Source organism: Bradyrhizobium agreste (assembly GCF_016031625.1).
GTDB lineage: Bacteria > Pseudomonadota > Alphaproteobacteria > Rhizobiales > Xanthobacteraceae > Bradyrhizobium > Bradyrhizobium agreste.
This window is the reverse complement of record NZ_JACCHP010000021.1, coordinates 195,416-212,305: the sequence shown is the minus strand read 5'-3', so window position 1 is coordinate 212,305 and position 16,890 is coordinate 195,416. Positions and strand designations below refer to the sequence as shown.

The following is a 16,890-nucleotide window of genomic DNA, read 5'->3' as shown; positions in this document are numbered from 1 at the left end:
GCGATGAAATTGGCCAACACCGCATCGCATGCGCAAGACGCTTCGCCGTTCGTCGTCGCGCAGGCCCAGCCGCAAGACACGGGCCCTGACGGAAAACCGAAGCAGCCGCCGAAGGGACCGCCGGCAGCCGCGCCGCCTGCCGCTCCCGCGCGCCCCGCGGCTCCGCCGCCGGCGGGGGAGCTGCAGGCGGATGAGGCGGTGCAGCCGCCGGCGGCGGAGCCGCGGGGCGCGCGGGAGCGGCAGGCGGCGCGGCTGCCGGCGGTCCCTTCGGCGGCTGCTTCGGTTTTCCGTCAGGGCCCGTGTCTTGCGGCTGGGCCTGCGCGACGACGAACGGCGAAGCGTCTTGCGCATGCGATGCGGTGTTGGCCAATTGCATCGCGGTCAGAGCCGTCGTCGCAAGCAGCACGAAACGAAGGTTGGTCATGATGGTGAACTTCCCCGGAAGGTTCTTTGTCGAAGTGTCGTGATGAACGGCTACGCGTTAGGCCGCATTGTGGCGGGCGATGCAATCGCCGCGCGATTTATTTCTGCACGCAAATCATCTCACTATGGCAACGTTCATTGCGCATTCAGACGCTGGTTGCAATCGCCTCGCACGTGATGCTCCTCCTCATGGATGATCCTGCGGTGAAGTTGCGTCCGTCGCAGGATTGGGCGTGAGCGGACCGTTCGGTCCGCGTCGTGGAATTTCTTCGGGCATATGGCCGGGCAGTTCATCCGGCCGCGGTGTCTCGCCGGGCTCGTGCATTGGCGGCGTGATATCGGGTTGCGGATTGCCTGGCGGGATCCCAGGAGGCGGTTCGGTCGGAGTCCCCGGGGTTGCCGGCGGAATCTCAGGCGGCTCGATCGGCATCGGCACCTTCGTGATCGATTATCCAGAAGGACGATAACGATGATGCCGTGCCGATGTTCCCTTTAGGCGTGGCGTGGAACGCGCCTTATTCGGGTGCGTGGCAGACTGCCTCGATGTTGTGGCCATCAGGATCGAGCACAAACGCTCCGTAATAGTTCGCATGATAATGCGGGCGGATGCCGGGCGGGCCGTTGTCGCGGCCACCGGCCGCCATGGCTGCCTTGTAGAACGCGTCCACCGTCGCGCGGTCCTTGGCCGCGATCGCAATATGCACCGGCTTGTTCATGGCGCCTTCCGCGCCGAACCAGAAGTCCGGCTTGCCGTCAGCACCGAATCCTGCGGCGGCAGCGTGACCGGTCTGCTCGGCCGTGACTTCCATGATCAGGCCGTAACCGAGCGGCGCTAGCGCTTTGGCGTAGAACGCTTTGGCGCGCTCATAGTCGGAGACGGAGAAACCCAGATGGTCGATCATCGTAACCTCCCTCGTTCGTCCATGTCAGCGGGACAGGAACGTATTGCTTCGCGTCTTGCGTGCGATGGTAAAGCCGCGCTCGACCATGTCGGCAATACAATCCTGCTGCCATTCGTTTTGTGACAGATGCTCGATCACCACCGCACGCGGCCACAGCGATTGCGGCGCGTCGCGGAAGAAGCCGATCAGCACGCGGTCCTCAAAGCCCTCGACGTCGATCTTGAGCGAATCGACCTGACCGACGCCGGCCTCCTCCAGAATACGCACCAGGCGCAGCGACGGCACCTTGATGGCCTCGGCACTGGCCGTGCCGGTGACGACGTGGGTGGCGCCGAGGTTGCCGCCGCCGCTCTCGATCATCAGCTCGCCGTCGCGCTCGCCCGCGGCGGCCTGCACCAGGCGCACCTGCGGCGCTTTCGACGCGGCGTGGTTGAACGAGAGCCGTCCGAAGGTCAGCGGATGCGGCTCGATCGCCACCACTTTTCCGGATGGCCCGACCTGCCGCGCCATCACCAGCGCAAAGGTGCCGACGTTGGCGCCGACGTCGACGAACGTGCCGCCCGCAGGCGTGTGCTGGCGCAGGAAGTCGAGCTCGTCGAGATTGTAGTCGGGATTGAACAACGCGCCGCGCTCGGTCGCGCTGCCCTGGTGATGGAAGCGGAACGAGGCGCCCTGATATTGCACGTCGACCGGCCCGCTGCGCAGCAGATTGACCAGCCGCGACATCCACGGCCGGAATGCGCCGCGCTTCAGCCCCGACGCTTGCGCGAGGCGGATGATTGCAGCCTGCGCCGCATTGGGCGCGAACGCGCCGAACGGCGCGGACGAAGGGGCATTGTCGGACGTCAAGCAGCAGATCCTCGTTGCAGCGGCGCATGCATAGCCGGTTTTACCCGGGACTCCAACGCTCCATCATCGGTGTCGTCCCGGGGCGCAAAGCGAGCCCGGGACCCATAGCCCCAGGGAGTGGTGTGATCCGACACGCCCAGTCCGAGTCTTCGTCAAACTCCTTCCTGTGGGTATGGGTCCCGGATCTGCGCGCGCTTGGGGCGCGCTTGTCCGGGTCGACGGAGAGAGCCTTACGCCGCCTTCTTTGGCGCCTTGCGGTGCCTCAAGAACCGCCCGAGCAGCTTGCGCCTGCCCTTGCGCGGAATCAGGTCGACATCGCTGACGAGCTTGGCGCCGCCCTTGCGCCGCTCCAGCACGATCTTGCGGCTGTGGAAAGCCTCCAGCTCGGCGCGATGCGCGACGCTGACGATGGTCGCCTTCGGCAGCGCCTCGGTGATGATCTTCATCATCTTGTCCTGGCTCTTCTCGTCGAGCGCCGAGGTCGCTTCATCGAGCACGACGATATCGGGGCTGTGCAGCAGCAGCCGCGCGAAGGCGAGGCGCTGCTTCTCGCCGCCCGACAGCGTCTGGTCCCACGGGCCCTCCTCCTCGATCTTCTCCTTGAGATGGTCGAGGCCGACCTTGTGCAGGACTTCCCCGATCTCCTCGATGGTCCAATCCTCCGCGGCCCCGGGATAGGCGACGGCGCGGCGCAGCGATCCGGTGGGCACGTAGGGACGCTGCGGCAGCATGAACAGCCGCCGGTCGGGATGGAAATTGACGCTGCCGTCGCCCCATGGCCATAGCCCGGCAATGGCGCGCACCAGCGTGCTCTTGCCGGTGCCGGATTCGCCGGCGACCAGCAGCCGCTCGCCCGGTTCGATCACCACCGCTGTCTCGCCGACCACTGCGGTGCCATCATCGAGCGTGACGGAGAGGTCGCGCAGCTCCAGTATCGCCTCGTTGTGCGTCTCGCCGAGCTTGATGCGGCCGATGCCGTCGCCCTGCTCGGCGCGCTCGAGGCCGTCGAGCGACATCATCAGCGAGGCGATCCGGCGCGCACAGGCGTTCCAGTCGGCCAGCCGCGGATAATTGTCGACCAGCCAGCCGAACGCGCTCTGCACGATGGTGAAGGCAGAGGCCGCCTGCATCACCTGCCCCAGCGTCATGCTGCCGTCGAGGAATTTTGGCGCGCAAAGCAGGAGCGGCACGACCGGTGCGACAAGGCTCGATCCTTGCGACACCAGCGTGGTGCGCATGTGCTGGCCGGCGAGTCGCGCCCATTGCCGCAGCACGCGGGTAAAATTGCGGTCGATGCCGTCGCGCTCCTCCTGCTCGCCGCCGAGCAGTGCGATGCTCTCGCCGTTCTCGCGCACGCGTGTCAGCGTGTAGCGGAACTCGGCCTCGGCCTGGTTCTTGTCCTCGGAGACCTGTACGAAGCGCCGGCCGATCGTCATGATCGAGCCCGAAGCGATCGCGGCGTAGAGCATCGCGGCGATCACGAGGAAGCCGGGAATGGTCACCGACGAGCCGCCGAACGTCACGGTGAGAGCGCCGCCGATGGTCCAGAGCACGACGATGAAGGTCACGGCCGACAGCAGTGCGGACGTCACGCCGGCGAGGAAATCGACCGGCGCGTCGGTCGCAATGCGCAGATCCTCCGCGATTCGGTATTCCGGATTCTTGTGGTCGCCGCCGACGAGATTGAGCTGGTAATAGCGACCGTTCTTGAGCCACCGCGTCAGCACGCTCGCGGTCAGCCAGGCCCGCCAGCGCCGCTGGATGCCCATGCGCGCGAACACCTGGGCGACGCCGAGCACGATGCTGCCGATCGCGAGCGGGAAGAACATCGCGGTGAAATGGAGGACGCTCGTCGCGTCGCGCTGCTCGATCGCGTCGAAGATCGCGCGATTCCAGACATTGATGCCGTATTGAAAGCAGACGGTGAGAACGATCAGCAGGCCGAGGCCGATCGAGAGCGGCCAGGCGAGGCGGTCGCCGTTGCGGCCCCAGAAGCCGCGGGCGCTGATCCAGAATCGCGTCAGCAGATAATCCTTGCGGACCTGCTCGGCTTCCTCGGGTGACAGTTCGGGGTCGGGTTCGACCAGCTCGGGCGGCGGCGGCGTCACGTCGTCGCCGTTCTCGCCTTGGATGTCGATGATGGGCGGCTTCTTGCCCTGTTCGCGCGTCGCAGCCGGCTTGTACATGGGCAGACAACGCGAAGGGAACTCGGCCGGTTCCTGCGAGGTTCCGCCGGCCCTATTCGGCGGCGCCGTCCCTAACGCGTCGGATCCGCGCCGCCCGATGCAGAACGCGCGACAATTCCTCGATCGAATAAGGCTTTTGCACCAGGTCGCAGCCGCCGGTACCCTCCTGCGACAGCACCTGGCTGTAGCCGGTGGTCAGCACGACCGGCACGCCGATGCCGCGCTCGCGGATCGCCTGCGCCAGATCGAGCCCGGTCATCCCGGGCATCACCACGTCCGAGAACACGACGTCGAAGCGGTCGGCGTCGACGACGAGCTCGGCGAGCGCGTCGGTTGCGTTGTCGACCAGAGTGATGCTGTAGCCGAGCTGGGTAAGGCCATCGGCGGCGAAATTCGCCAGCTCGATATTGTCCTCGACGATCAGCACCGACATGCCGCTGCCGGCCACCGCCGGCGCCGTGTTGGGGGCTTGGCGCTGGGGCAGCAGGTCGGGCGGCACGCGCGGCAGATAGAGCGAGAAGGTGCTGCCGTGCCCCACCTCGCTCGCCACGGTCACTTCGCCGCCGGACTGTCGGGCGAAGCCGAACACCTGGGACAGCCCGAGGCCGGTGCCGTGGCCGACCGGCTTGGTGGTGAAGAACGGCTCGAAGATGCGACCGAGCCGGGCGGCGGGAATGCCGACGCCGGTATCGCTGACGGTTACGCGGACGAAGCCGTGGTCTGCCATGCCCGGGCTGGCCGAAAGCTGCACCAGCGCGTCCGGAACGGTCGTCGTGGCCTCGACCCTGAAAACGACTCGTCCTTGGCCCCGCATGGCATCGCGCGCATTGGTCGCCATGTTGATCAACGCCGTCTCGAACTGGCTGGCATCGGCATTGACGAGGCACGGCTCCGCCGGCAGCTGCATGACGATCTCGATCGCGGGGCCCAGCAGCGTGGCGAGCATGTCGTGCAGCGACTGCACCCGCGCGCCGACGTCGAACACCTCCGGCTTGAGGGTCTGGCGCCGCGCAAAGGCGAGCAGCTGCGAGGTCAGCTTGGCCGCACGCGCCACCGAATCCGCAATGGCCGTGATGTAGCGCTGTCGCCGCTCCTCCGTCAGCTGCGGACGGTTCAAGAGATCGACCGAAGCGCGGATCACCGTCAGGAGGTTGTTGAAGTCGTGCGCCACGCCCCCGGTGAGCTGGCCGAGCGCTTCCAGGCGCTGGCTGTGCTTGAGCGCCTCCTCGGCCTCGCGCCGCTTTGCAGCTTCGGCCTGAAGGTGCTGGGTGCGCCGCAGAGCGAGCGCCAGCAACAGGAACAGCAGCGCGGTGGCGGGGATGCCGAACACCAGATGCTGGCCGATGGTGGCGAGCCAGCGTGCGCGGATCGCCGAGGTCTCCAGCCCGGCGCTGACATAGATCGGATATTCGGCGACGCGCCGGTAGGCGATGCGCCGCTCGATGCCGTCCGAAGGCCAGGCGACGGTGATGAGGCCGTGCTCGGGCCGGGTCGCGATCTTCTGGCCCACCGGTCCGGTCGGATCGAGCCGAAGCTCGTGGTCGAGCCGGGGAAAATGCGCGAGCATTGCGCCGTCGGTGCGGCCCATCGCGAAGAAGCTGCCGGGATCGGTACCGATCCTGGCATAGAAGCTTTCGAAATATTCCGGCAGCACGGAGGCCTGGATCACGCCGATGAAGCGGCCGTCTTCGGACTCGCGGCGGCGGCTGACGCCGAAGAAGCGGGCGCCCTGATAGGGCGGCCGCGGCGTCAGGGCCGTGCCGATGAACGTGCCGATGCTCTGGTCGACATGGGCATAGAAGTAGTCGCGGTCGGCAAAGCTCAGGTCGGGCGGCGGCGAGACCAGGCTGTTGACCAGCGCCTTTCCGTTCGCATCGAAGATCCAGGCCGATTTGAGCTGCGGCAGCGAATCGCTCAGCCGCTTCAGCCGGCGATGCAGCGTCGGCTCCCGGTCGCGGATGACGTCGTCGGGCAGGCCGCGCACGACCTCGTTGAGCTCGGCGAGGCTGCGGTCGATGGTCTCGAATACCTTGAGCGCGTGCTCATGCGCGACGTCGACCGTCCGCTCGATCTCGCGGTCGGCGGTATCGTTGGTCGATGTGTAGGAGATCGCGGCGGCGACTGCGAACAGCCCAATCGGCAGCGCCAGGGATGCCGCCATCATCCACTGCAACAGCCTCAGCGAGTTGCGTTGCGCCCTCTGCACAGTCGCTCCGTCCCTGACCGGAGCTTAACTGAATCCCGCGCAAGGAAGGAAGCAGCTTGTGCTGGAACCGCTGGTTGCGAGCCGAAAACTTGCGCGTCGAGCGGGTCAGAGGAAATTCTGCTCGAATTGACGGCAAATGCAGGACACCCCGGCCGGTTTGGCCGGTATAGGTGAACAATATAGTTCTTACCTTTTTGGGTCAAAACTACAGCATTTACAGTAAAGCAGTTCTTCTAGCGGGAATTTAAAGTTCTTACAGGATAGCCACTTCCGCGTACTCGGCAATGGCGAATTGGCATAATGGAAGATTGTCGTGCAAGAGTTCAAGCCTGTCCGGCACCGGCATCTTCTCTTTCAAGCCTTCGCGACTTCGTTGACGCTATCCAATGGCCTCGGAAGGCGGGGGGTAAGGGGCGAACGACACAAATGACCCGCCGTCGACGTCACTCCTCCGGCTCAGAGCGAGCCGCTTTGACCTGGCCAGTTCCGCTCGCCATATATGGGAGACAGTTGGAGCGAACAATGAAGAAGCTTTTCACCTGTGTGGCGGCCTTGGGTTGCCTGGTCGCCTTCCACTCTGTCGCGCAAGCCCGCTCCGTATTCGACGGCTCCTGGGACCTCATTTTCGTGACGCAAAGAGGACCTTGCGACGCGACTTATAATTTCACCGTCAACATCACGGACGGAATAGTGACACATCCGAATTTAGTCAGGTTCAGAGGCCACGTTGCGCGTTCCGGCGCAGTTCGGGCCTCGGTGACAGTTCAGGACAAATTCGCCTCCGGTTCAGGCCGGCTCTCGCGCAATTCCGGCCGCGGGACGTGGAGCGGTCACTCAGGAAATGCGCACTGTTCAGGCTATTGGACCGCACAGCGCAATTGAGGGCGCTGAGTCTAGACCGGAGGTGGGTCGCAGGGAGCAGAGGATGCTCGCGGATTGCCTATGGCCCTTGTCGATAGAAACCAACCGGCGGTGTAGTTGACAATGTTACGAAGCTCTCTGCGAAGCGCCAAAGTGCGCGGATGTACGGCGTCGCGCTTTGCCCCTGAACAGACTAGTGAATGTTGTCGATAACGCATTTGGGGAAATTGCCTTCACCGGTCCGTCATTGCTGTGCGTGGTCTCGCCATGCGTGCGCGGCGTCTAACGCCGCTTCCCAATAAGACGACGGCGGCATCCGTTGCTCACGTAAAATTACCGCCAAATGCCGTATAGAAGCTAACGCATCCGCACGATGTGGGTCATCGTGCTGCGCGGGCCTAAGATCTTGCAGTAGATTGTTGAGCAGTATTGTTGCTCGATCTTCGCAGGTTTCTCGCGCTTCTTGTAATGTCAGCAGTGCGTAACGCGCCTCTACATACTGACTCATTATCGTCGCCTGCATTCACCAACATTCACAGAAACCGAAAAGTCTTACCTCTGCGCGAGTAACGTCTATCACCTATCTCACAAGATGTCGCAGATGGCGGCAACGGTTGCTGCCCGGCAGAAACCCTACTTCGCAGGCAATTCGCGTTACCATGAGCCGCCCGGCATTCGGCCTTTCGTCCCATGCGCTCCGCCTTCTGCTGAGCCAAGAGCACTTGTGCTCGCAAGTGTTCCAGCTCGGCAAGTTGAACGGCGAGCGCTTCAAGGCGGTCGTGAAGCACCACAACGTCGTACGCGCGGCCGTAGCGCATTGCCACCCCCTCTTCGCTCATGATTTGGCCCGCCACTGGACCGGCGGGAAAACTTCGCAATTTCGGCGCCGGCGCGCACTTACATACAGCAAGGTGCATCGCATCAAAGCAGATCGACAGATTGTTCCAGCTCGCAAGCGTCAACGATATGGGCCGCCCTTGACCGCCTCTCGCGGCCCAACAGCACCCTTCGCGCACGCATCTGCCGTGAGAGACCCACCCCCACCGTCCCCGCTTTGTCACTGTTGCAAACTGCGTCGAGAATCATCGGCTCCTGGTCAAAAGTGTCAGCAAAGCGAGGCGTAAGGAGTCGTAAGAAGAACTCGGGAAAAAATCGCAAGTACCTTAGCAACCGACTCGAAATGCAGATGTTCTCCGGAAGCTGGGGATACGCTGAGCAACAGAAACAACAAAAGGAGTGAGCAGATGACGGCAATGTATGAACTAAATGACCGCGAGCTTGACGACGTGGCTGCTGGCCAGCTGTCGAGCAACCCGATCATCGCACAAGGCGGTCTCATCAATGTCGGCGTGAACGCCGTCGTGCAGGCGGCCGACGTGCTTAGCCACAATTCGTTTCTCAACAACAACCACACCGATGTTGCGATCGCCGTTCTTGGAACAGCAATCGCATAAGTAAGGGCCGGGCCCGCCTGTTGTGAATGCGGCGGGCCCGATCCACTTTCACGCGAGAGTTGGCACGATGGAAACCCGGCCTTCTCTGTTTCGCGAAGAGGCGGTCGCCTTTCAGCAAGACAATCGCGGTGCCGGCCACGTCGCCGCACTGCAGCCGCTTTCCACAAAGGTCATCAGCTGGTTTGTCTCCGCCGCCTTTGGCGTCCTCGTCGCTTTCCTTTTGGTGGGTCAATACGCGCGAAAGGAAACGGTCGCCGGCTATCTTACCCCGACCTTCGGAACGGCCAAGATCTTCGTGCCGCAACAGCCCACACTGATTCAGCAAGGCACGATCAAGGACATCCACGTCAGGGAAGGGCAGCTCGTCGCCGAGGGCGATCCGCTCTTGACGGTTGAAACCAGTCAAATCGCGGTCAATGGCCAGGATGTTAACGCGACCATGCTGGAGAGCCTGATCTCCCAACAGGAGCGTCTGAACAAGCAGATTGAGGCAGAGCAGGAACGAGGCAGTTCCGAGCGCGAGCGTCTCGCGGCGCTCATTCGCGGTCTTGAAAGCGAGGTTGCGGCGCTCCATTCGCAGACGAAGAGCCAAAGCGAACGCATTGCAATTTCCGAGCAGTTCGTTGCTGCGGGGACCGATCTCCGGGGCAAAGGTTATATGGCGGATCTCGAGTTGAAGCGGCGGCAGCTTGCGGTGCTCGAGCAGCGCCAGAACCTGGATGCACTTGGCCAGCAGCTCGCCGCACGACAGAACCAAATGACGGAGACCACTTATGCTCTTCGACAGCTTCCGATCGCGACGGCGGAGAAGATTCAGGCTCTGCGGAATGAACTCTCGCTTACAGAGCAGCGCGCAGCTGAGATCAACGGAAGGCGCGCTTACGTTCTCCGAGCGCCTACGTCAGGCCGGATTTCGACAGTCCAGGCCACCGTAGGCCAATTCGCGGATCCGCGGCGTTTACAAATGGAAATTATCCCGGCGGAAAGTGCGCTGCGTGCGGAGCTGTTGGTGCCGACCCGAGCGGCCGGATTCATAAGGCCGGGGCTCGAAGTGCGGATCCTCTATGACGCATTCCCCTATCAGCAGTTCGGGACGTATACGGGCCGGGTCATGCAGGTCTCGCAAACCATCCTCACGGGTGCCGATGCCTCTGGGCCGATCGCGCCTAAGGAGCCGGTCTACAAGGTCTCGGCCGCGCTCGATCGGGCGGATATCGACGCTTATGGCAAAAGGATACCTCTTCAGGCTGACATGTTACTGCGAGCTGACATTCTCCTCGAGAAACGCTCGTTGATGCAGTGGCTCCTCGATCCTCTGCTTAGGCTCAGGAGATAGGTGTGACCGGTCTGCTGAATCTTACACGCCAGCGCCACCTGCCGGTGATTCAGCAAACAGAGGCTGCCGAGTGCGGGCTGGCGTGCCTGGCCATGGTCGCGTCTTATCACGGGCACCGGATCGACCTGAACACGCTTCGACGCCGTCACCCAGTGTCGCTGAAAGGCGTGACATTGCGCGGCCTCATCCAACTCGCGACCAATCTGAAGTTCGCGTGTCGGCCCCTGCGCTTCGAGCTCGACAACCTCCACCAGCTTCGGCTCCCCGCTATCGCGCATTGGGACTTGAATCACTTCGTCGTATTGAAAACGGTCACCCGCAGAGGCGTCACCATTCACGATCCAGCTTCTGGCCGAAGGTTCTTACCGCTTGCAGAAGCCTCAAAGCACTTAACGGGTGTCGCATTGGAAATGTTTCCATCCGACGCCTTTATTCCCCGGGACGAGAGAGCGCGGCTTCCATTCTCGACCTTCCTGGGACAGCTGCGCGGCACGACGCACGCCCTTGTACAGATTTTGATCCTGTCGCTGATCCTCGAAGCATTCGTGATCGTCAGTCCCTTCTACCTGCAGCTGACCGTGGATGAGGTCGTCGCTAGAGGCGACGCCGATTTCTTGGCCGTACTCGCGCTTGGGTTCTTCCTCCTCACGGCCATCAAGGTAGCTGCCAAAGCGATGCGGTCCACCATTCTGCTGATCGTGCAAAATGCATTGCATTTCCAGATCGGAATCCGGCTGTTCCGTCATCTCATCCGCTTGCCGATCAGCTATTTCGAAAAACGCCACATCGGGGACGTGGTATCCCGGTTCGCCTCGATCGAACCTATTCGGAACACTCTGGCGGAGGGCATGATCGCTGCCGCCATAGACGGGGTGATGGCGATCGCCACGCTCGCGATGATCTTCCTTTACGCCACGCAGCTGGCGCTGGTCGTTATAGCTGCGTTCGTGCTCTATGCGGCCCTGCGCCTTGGCCTATATTGGCTATTGCGCGAGCGCAATTTGGCCGTGATCGAGGCGAAGGCGCAGGAAAGCTCGAATTTCATCGAGACCGTCAGGGCCATCCAGAGCGTGAAGCTCTTCAATCGTGAAAGCGATCGCGAATCGCAATGGGTCAATCGCTACGCCGATGTGGTGAGCGCCAATGTTCACCTCGGCCGCACCAAGATCGCATTCACGACGATCAATGATGCGCTGTTCGGGATCGAGTACGTCCTAACCATCTATCTCGCGGTACGGCTGGCACTTGATGGGAGTCTCACGGTCGGGATGATCTTCGCATTCATGAGCTACAAACAACAGTTTACTGACAAGGCCGTGCAAATTGTCGAAAAGGCGCTGGATTTCCGACTTCTCGAACTGCACCTTGAGCGGTTGGCTGACATCGCGCTGAGCCCAGTCGAACGAGGTCTCGACGAGCCGTTGACCTACACACGGCAAATATCGGGCGGGATAGAACTACGGAGCGTCTGTTTCCGCTATGCTGAAACTGAACCTTTGGTGCTCGAAGACATCAGCTTGGCAATCGAGCCTGGGCAGTTCGTCACCATTACGGGACCGTCCGGTGGGGGGAAGACGACACTCATCAAGATAATGCTGGGCCTTTTGGAACCCACCAGCGGAGAGGTCCTCGTCGACGGCGCCCCACTCTCGGCCATCGGCCCCGGCGCCTATCGCGAGCAGGTCGGCGCTGTGATGCAGGAAGACTTGCTGCTTTCGGGTTCGATAGCCGATAACATTTGCTTTTTCGACCCATCCTTCGATCAAGAGCGCATGATTGCGTGCGCGCAAATGGCTGGCATTCACGACGAGATCGTGGCCATGCCGATGGCCTACAACAGCTTGATTGGAGATATGGGCAGCTCCCTCTCGGGCGGTCAGAAACAGCGCGTCCTGCTTGCGCGAGCACTCTACCGACAACCCCGAATACTGTTCTTGGATGAGGGCACGGCGCATCTCGATATCGAGAAGGAAAGGTACATTAACGAGGGATTGAAGCACCTCAAGATGACGAGAATCAATGTCGCTCACAGGCCGGATATTAGCAGTGGAGCTGACCGGGTCCTCCACATCGCCAAGTCTGTCACTCACGTTTCGCGTAAACAGGAATCGAGCGACATCGGTCGCTGTCCATCACGAGGCTCTGGGAGGAGAAGAAAAAAACCGAACACCCCCCCGCCAACGCGCGATACTTCTACAAGGGCGCAGGGAGTTACAAATCTAAGCAGCCCTGCAATATCAGCTTCTGGTCAGAAGGCGAAGAGCGATACGCGGGTCGAAGCGTCAGCCAAGCCCAAACCGGACTCGCCTGAGACGCTAAAGAACTAGCGCGAATAATCTCCAACGGATTTCGATGGGCATCTCTTGAATTCAGGAAGGTTCTGGAAGGCCAATCTATTCCCCTTGCGGCCGGGCGCTGGCCTGGTTCCGTCCTCACCAGCTAATTGCAAGAGCCAAACAAACATGGCCCCAGCTTCGGGGGGCAATGGGCGGGTGAAGCTGGGGCCAGACGGGGATTGCCCTTGGGGAAGGGCAATGGGAAAACTTCGCAACGGGCAGAGCGTTCCGCGCCTGCTGTCTCCGGCTTGTCAGCGATCGCCGTCAGGCCTGCCGTTGGGGCTGCCGTCACCGCCGCCATTGCCAAAGCCGTTGTTGCCACGCACCAAGCGGCCGCCGGATTGGGCGATAGCCGTGCTGGCGAGGGACGTGGATAGCAATGCTGTGATGGTTGGAGGCGTCACGACGGCAAACTTGCCGCAGGTCTTCAGGAATTCGCGCCGATCGTCCTCTTCTCGTTCGATCATCGCATCCTCCGCAACGAATTAACTGTATTATAATGACGATTTAATAATTAATCAAGCAAACCGTTCAATCACGAAGTGTGACAGAGCCGCTTGGCAGGAGCCTCTTACCGATGAATTCATCCGCAGCCTTTCCCTCAATCACGGGGAAACGGACGAACTGCCTCCGGAGAAAGGAGCGCGAAGCAGAAGGCCCCTGAAGCCGCCGTCCAGATCGATCATGGATTAACTCGCCTGGCTTGGTGCCACCGGAGGCGCTGCCGATGTTATCGAGCGCTAAAGCCGGGGCGGAAGGGGGACTTCGCCTCAGATCTGCCGTTCGACCAACTTCAGCTTGAGCTCGGCGATGGCTTCGGCCGGGTTGAGGCCCTTCGGACAGGCCTTGGCACAGTTCATGATGGTGTGGCAGCGATAGAGCCGGAACGGGTCCTCGAGATTGTCGAGCCGCTCGCCGGTCGCCTCATCCCGGGAATCCGAGACCCAGCGGTTGGCCTGGAGCAGCGCGGCGGGGCCGAGATAGCGGTCGCTGTTCCACCAATAGCTCGGGCAGGAGGTCGAGCAGCAGGCGCAGAGGATGCACTCGTAGAGGCCGTCGAGCTTCTCGCGGTCCTCGTGGCTCTGGCGCCATTCCTTCTGCGGCGTCGGCGAGGTCGTCTTCAGCCAGGGTTCGACCGAGGCGTACTGCGCGTAGAAGTTGGTGAGATCGGGGACGAGGTCCTTCACCACCGGCTGATGCGGCAGCGGGTTGATCTTCACCGCGCCGTCCTTCACGTCGTGCATCGACTTGGTGCAGGCCAGCGTGTTCTGGCCGTCGATGTTCATGGCGCAGGAGCCGCAGACGCCTTCGCGGCAGGAGCGGCGGAAGGTCAGCGAGGGGTCGATGTGGTTCTTGATCCAGATCAGGCCGTCCAGCACCATCGGACCGCAATCATTGGTGTCGACGTAATAGGTGTCGACGCTCGGATTCTTGCCGTCGTCCGGATTCCAGCGATAGACCTTGAACTCGCGCAGCTCGGTCGCGCCCGCGGGCTTCGGCCAGGTCTTGCCGCCGGTGATCTTGGAGTTCTTCGGAAGTGCGAATTCAACCATTTCGATAGGGCCTTCGCTGTTCGATCAATACACGCGCGCCTTCGGCGGGATGTACTGCACGTCGTTGGTCATGGTGTAGTTGTGAACCGGGCGGTAGTCGATCCTGACCTTGCCGGCGTCATCCAGCCAGGCCAGCGTGTGCTTCATCCAGTTCTGGTCGTCGCGTTCGGAGAAGTCCTCGCGGGCATGCGCGCCGCGGCTCTCGGTGCGGTTGGCGGCCGAGTTCATCGTCACCACCGCCTGCGAGATCAGGTTGTCGAACTCCAGCGTCTCGACGAGGTCCGAATTCCACACCAGCGAGCGGTCGGAGACGGCGATGTCGGTGATGCCGCTGTGCACCTTCGCGATCAGGTTCTGGCCTTCGCTCAAGACTTCGCCGGTGCGGAACACCGCGCAATTGTTCTGCATCACGTGCTGCATGCCTTCGCGCAGCTTCGCGGTCGGCGTGCCGCCGGAGGCGTAGCGGTAATGGTCGAGGCGGCCTAGCGCCATCTCGGCCGAGTTCGCCGGCAGTTCGGGCTGCTTGGCGTTGGGCGTGAGCTTTTCGGCGAGGCGGAGCGCTGCGGCGCGGCCGAACACGACGAGGTCGATCAGCGAGTTGGAGCCGAGGCGGTTGGCGCCGTGCACGGAGACGCACGCGGCTTCGCCGATCGCCATCAGGCCGGGGATCACCGCGTTGTCGTCGCCGTCCTTCTTGGTCAGCACCTCGCCGTGATAGTTCGTGGGGATGCCGCCCATGTTGTAATGCACAGTCGGCACGATCGGGATCGGCTCGCGCGTCACGTCGACATTGGCGAAGATCTTGGCCGATTCCGAGATGCCCGGCAGGCGCTCGGCGAGCACCGCAGGATCGAGATGGTCGAGATGCAGGAAGATATGGTCCTTCTTCTTGCCGACGCCGCGTCCCTCGCGGATCTCGATGGTCATTGCGCGTGAAACGACGTCGCGCGAGGCGAGGTCCTTCGCCGACGGCGCATAGCGCTCCATGAAGCGCTCGCCCTCGGAATTGACGAGATAGCCGCCTTCGCCGCGCGCACCCTCGGTGACGAGACAGCCCGAGCCGTAGATGCCGGTCGGGTGGAACTGGACGAACTCCATGTCCTGCATCGGCAGGCCGGCGCGCAGCACCATGCCGCCGCCGTCGCCGGTGCAGGTGTGCGCCGAGGTGCAGGAGGCATAGGCGCGGCCGTAGCCGCCGGTGGCCAGGATCGTGGTCTGGGCGCGGAAGCGATGCAGCGTGCCGTCGTCGAGCTTGAGCGCGATGACGCCGCGACAGGTGCCCTGGTCGTCCATGATCAAGTCGATGGCGAAGAACTCGATGAAGAACTCGGCCGCGTGGCGCAGCGACTGGCCGTACATCGTGTGCAGCATGGCGTGGCCGGTGCGGTCGGCGGCGGCGCAGGTGCGCTGCGCCTGGGCCTTGCCGAACTCGGTGGTCATGCCGCCGAACGGACGCTGGTAGATCTTGCCGTCCTCGGTGCGCGAGAACGGCACGCCCCAATGCTCGAGCTCGTAGACCGCGTCGGGCGCGTTGCGCACCATGTATTCGATCGCGTCCTGGTCCCCGAGCCAGTCCGACCCCTTCACGGTGTCGTACATGTGCCAGCGCCAGTCGTCCTTGTGCATGTTGCCGAGCGAAGCGGAGATGCCGCCCTGCGCCGCGACCGTGTGCGAGCGCGTCGGAAACACCTTGGTGATGCAGGCGGTGCGAAGGCCGGCTTCGCTGCAGCCGACCACGGCGCGCAGGCCGGCGCCGCCGGCGCCGACCACAACGACGTCATAGGTGTGGTCTTCGATCGGATAGGCTTTTCCGTTGGTGGCGGGAGCGCCGTTGCCCTTGCCATTCGTCTCAGCGGCCATGGGTTACACTCCGGAAGAAAGCTTCAGGATCGCGTAGGTCGAGGCGAGCGCCACGGCGACCGAGAAGAAATTGTTGAGCATGATCGCGGTGAGCTTCAGCTTCTCGTTATGGACGTAGTCCTCGATCACCACCTGCATGCCGATCTTCATGTGCCAGGCGCTGGCGAAGATGAAGAGGAGCAGGATCACCGCAACGGGGATGGAGCTCAGGGTCTGCGCCGCGTAGACCTGGTTGCGGCCGAGCAGCATCATGATGATCACCAGCGCGGGGATCATCAGCAGCGTCATGGCGACGCCGGTGATGCGCTGGCGCCAGAAATCGGTCGTGCCGGAATGCGCGGCGCCGAGATTGCGGACGCGCCCGAGCGGGGTGCGCATCGAGGGACGCTTCGGAGAGCCGTGGGATTCGTCGAAGCTCATCGGCCGCCTCCGTTCGCATAGGCGATGATCCAGATCAGCAGCGTCAGCGCGATGCCGCCGATCAGGGCGCCCCAGGTCAGCGCTTCGCGCTCATTGGCCTTGAAGCCGTAGCCGAGATCCCAGACGAAATGCCGGATGCCGCTGAGCATATGGTGCATCAAGGCCCAGGTGTAGCCGAACACGATCAGCCGGCCGATGATGCTGCCGGAGAAGGCCTGGACATGGGCATAGGCCGCCGGGCCTGAGGCCGCGGCAACCAGCCACCAGACCAGCAGCAGGGTTCCGACATAGAGGGCGAGACCGGTGGCGCGATGGAGGATGGACAAAGCCATCGTCAGCGTCCAGCGATAGGTTTGGATGTGCGGCGAAAGCGGTCGTTCGATCCGTGCGGTCATGGGCGGCTTTGATGTTTGTTGCGGCCCAGCATGGGGCGCGCGGGGATCGCGAAAGGTGGGCTCTATTTACGGAGTCGATTTGGCCTGCGCAATCACCAAATCGCCATAA

General features: G+C 62.7%; 14 protein-coding genes. 4 read left to right on the top strand and 10 right to left on the bottom strand.

Annotated features, from left to right (window positions below; genetic code table 11):
* Positions 1–610 precede the first annotated feature (610 nt).
* From HZZ13_RS36980 to HZZ13_RS28145, 5 genes are all read right to left on the bottom strand, one after another.
* On the bottom strand, positions 611–853 hold the full coding sequence (locus HZZ13_RS36980) for a hypothetical protein (protein WP_246504573.1): 243 nt from the start codon (positions 851–853) through the stop codon (positions 611–613).
* Between the two features lie 85 nt (positions 854–938).
* Positions 939–1,325 carry a VOC family protein gene (locus HZZ13_RS28160; RefSeq protein WP_197962777.1) on the bottom strand — a complete coding sequence of 129 codons (387 nt, stop codon included), beginning with the start codon at positions 1,323–1,325 and terminating at the stop codon, positions 939–941.
* Positions 1,326–1,349: 24 nt separating this feature from the next.
* A complete protein-coding gene (locus HZZ13_RS28155) occupies positions 1,350–2,174 on the bottom strand; it encodes an FkbM family methyltransferase (RefSeq protein ID WP_197962776.1) in 825 nt (274 codons plus the stop codon).
* Between the two features lie 230 nt (positions 2,175–2,404).
* The gene (locus tag HZZ13_RS28150; RefSeq protein WP_197962775.1) at positions 2,405–4,360 is read right to left on the bottom strand and encodes an ABC transporter ATP-binding protein/permease; all 1,956 of its coding nucleotides are present in this window, start codon (positions 4,358–4,360) and stop codon (positions 2,405–2,407) included.
* Positions 4,361–4,412: 52 nt separating this feature from the next.
* Positions 4,413–6,566 (bottom strand): hybrid sensor histidine kinase/response regulator family protein, encoded by a 2,154-nt coding sequence (locus HZZ13_RS28145; protein ID WP_197962774.1) that lies wholly within the window; start codon positions 6,564–6,566, stop codon positions 4,413–4,415.
* 522 nt (positions 6,567–7,088) lie between these two features.
* On the opposite strand from HZZ13_RS28145, the gene HZZ13_RS28140 reads away from it, so the two are divergent.
* The 4 genes from HZZ13_RS28140 to HZZ13_RS28125 all read left to right on the top strand — a co-directional run bounded on the left by HZZ13_RS28140 (position 7,089) and on the right by HZZ13_RS28125 (position 12,544).
* Complete coding sequence (locus HZZ13_RS28140; protein ID WP_246504572.1) at positions 7,089–7,448, top strand: hypothetical protein; 360 nt, start codon at positions 7,089–7,091, stop codon at positions 7,446–7,448.
* A 1,223-nt stretch (positions 7,449–8,671) separates the two neighbouring features.
* Positions 8,672–8,881 carry a hypothetical protein gene (locus tag HZZ13_RS28135; protein ID WP_197962773.1) on the top strand — a complete coding sequence of 70 codons (210 nt, stop codon included), beginning with the start codon at positions 8,672–8,674 and terminating at the stop codon, positions 8,879–8,881.
* Between the two features lie 67 nt (positions 8,882–8,948).
* Complete coding sequence (locus HZZ13_RS28130) at positions 8,949–10,217, top strand: beta-barrel domain-containing protein (RefSeq protein WP_197962772.1); 1,269 nt, start codon at positions 8,949–8,951, stop codon at positions 10,215–10,217.
* 2 nt (positions 10,218–10,219) lie between these two features.
* Positions 10,220–12,544, top strand: a complete 2,325-nt coding sequence (locus HZZ13_RS28125) for a peptidase domain-containing ABC transporter (RefSeq protein WP_197962771.1) — start codon at positions 10,220–10,222, stop codon at positions 12,542–12,544.
* Between the two features lie 260 nt (positions 12,545–12,804).
* Here HZZ13_RS28125 and HZZ13_RS28120 read toward each other — a convergent pair whose 3' ends face one another.
* The 5 genes from HZZ13_RS28120 to sdhC form a co-directional block, all read right to left on the bottom strand.
* Positions 12,805–13,020 (bottom strand): hypothetical protein, encoded by a 216-nt coding sequence (locus HZZ13_RS28120; protein WP_197962770.1) that lies wholly within the window; start codon positions 13,018–13,020, stop codon positions 12,805–12,807.
* A 303-nt stretch (positions 13,021–13,323) separates the two neighbouring features.
* A complete protein-coding gene (locus tag HZZ13_RS28115) occupies positions 13,324–14,106 on the bottom strand; it encodes a succinate dehydrogenase iron-sulfur subunit (RefSeq protein ID WP_197962769.1) in 783 nt (260 codons plus the stop codon).
* Between the two features lie 24 nt (positions 14,107–14,130).
* Entirely contained in the window at positions 14,131–15,966 is a 1,836-nt protein-coding gene (gene sdhA / locus HZZ13_RS28110) for a succinate dehydrogenase flavoprotein subunit (RefSeq protein WP_197962768.1), read from the bottom strand.
* Between the two features lie 3 nt (positions 15,967–15,969).
* Positions 15,970–16,386 (bottom strand): succinate dehydrogenase, hydrophobic membrane anchor protein, encoded by a 417-nt coding sequence (sdhD, locus tag HZZ13_RS28105; protein WP_246504571.1) that lies wholly within the window; start codon positions 16,384–16,386, stop codon positions 15,970–15,972.
* Positions 16,383–16,781 carry a succinate dehydrogenase, cytochrome b556 subunit gene (sdhC, locus tag HZZ13_RS28100; protein WP_197962767.1) on the bottom strand — a complete coding sequence of 133 codons (399 nt, stop codon included), beginning with the start codon at positions 16,779–16,781 and terminating at the stop codon, positions 16,383–16,385. The genes sdhD and sdhC overlap by 4 nt, the downstream gene beginning before the upstream one ends.
* Positions 16,782–16,890 lie beyond the last annotated feature (109 nt).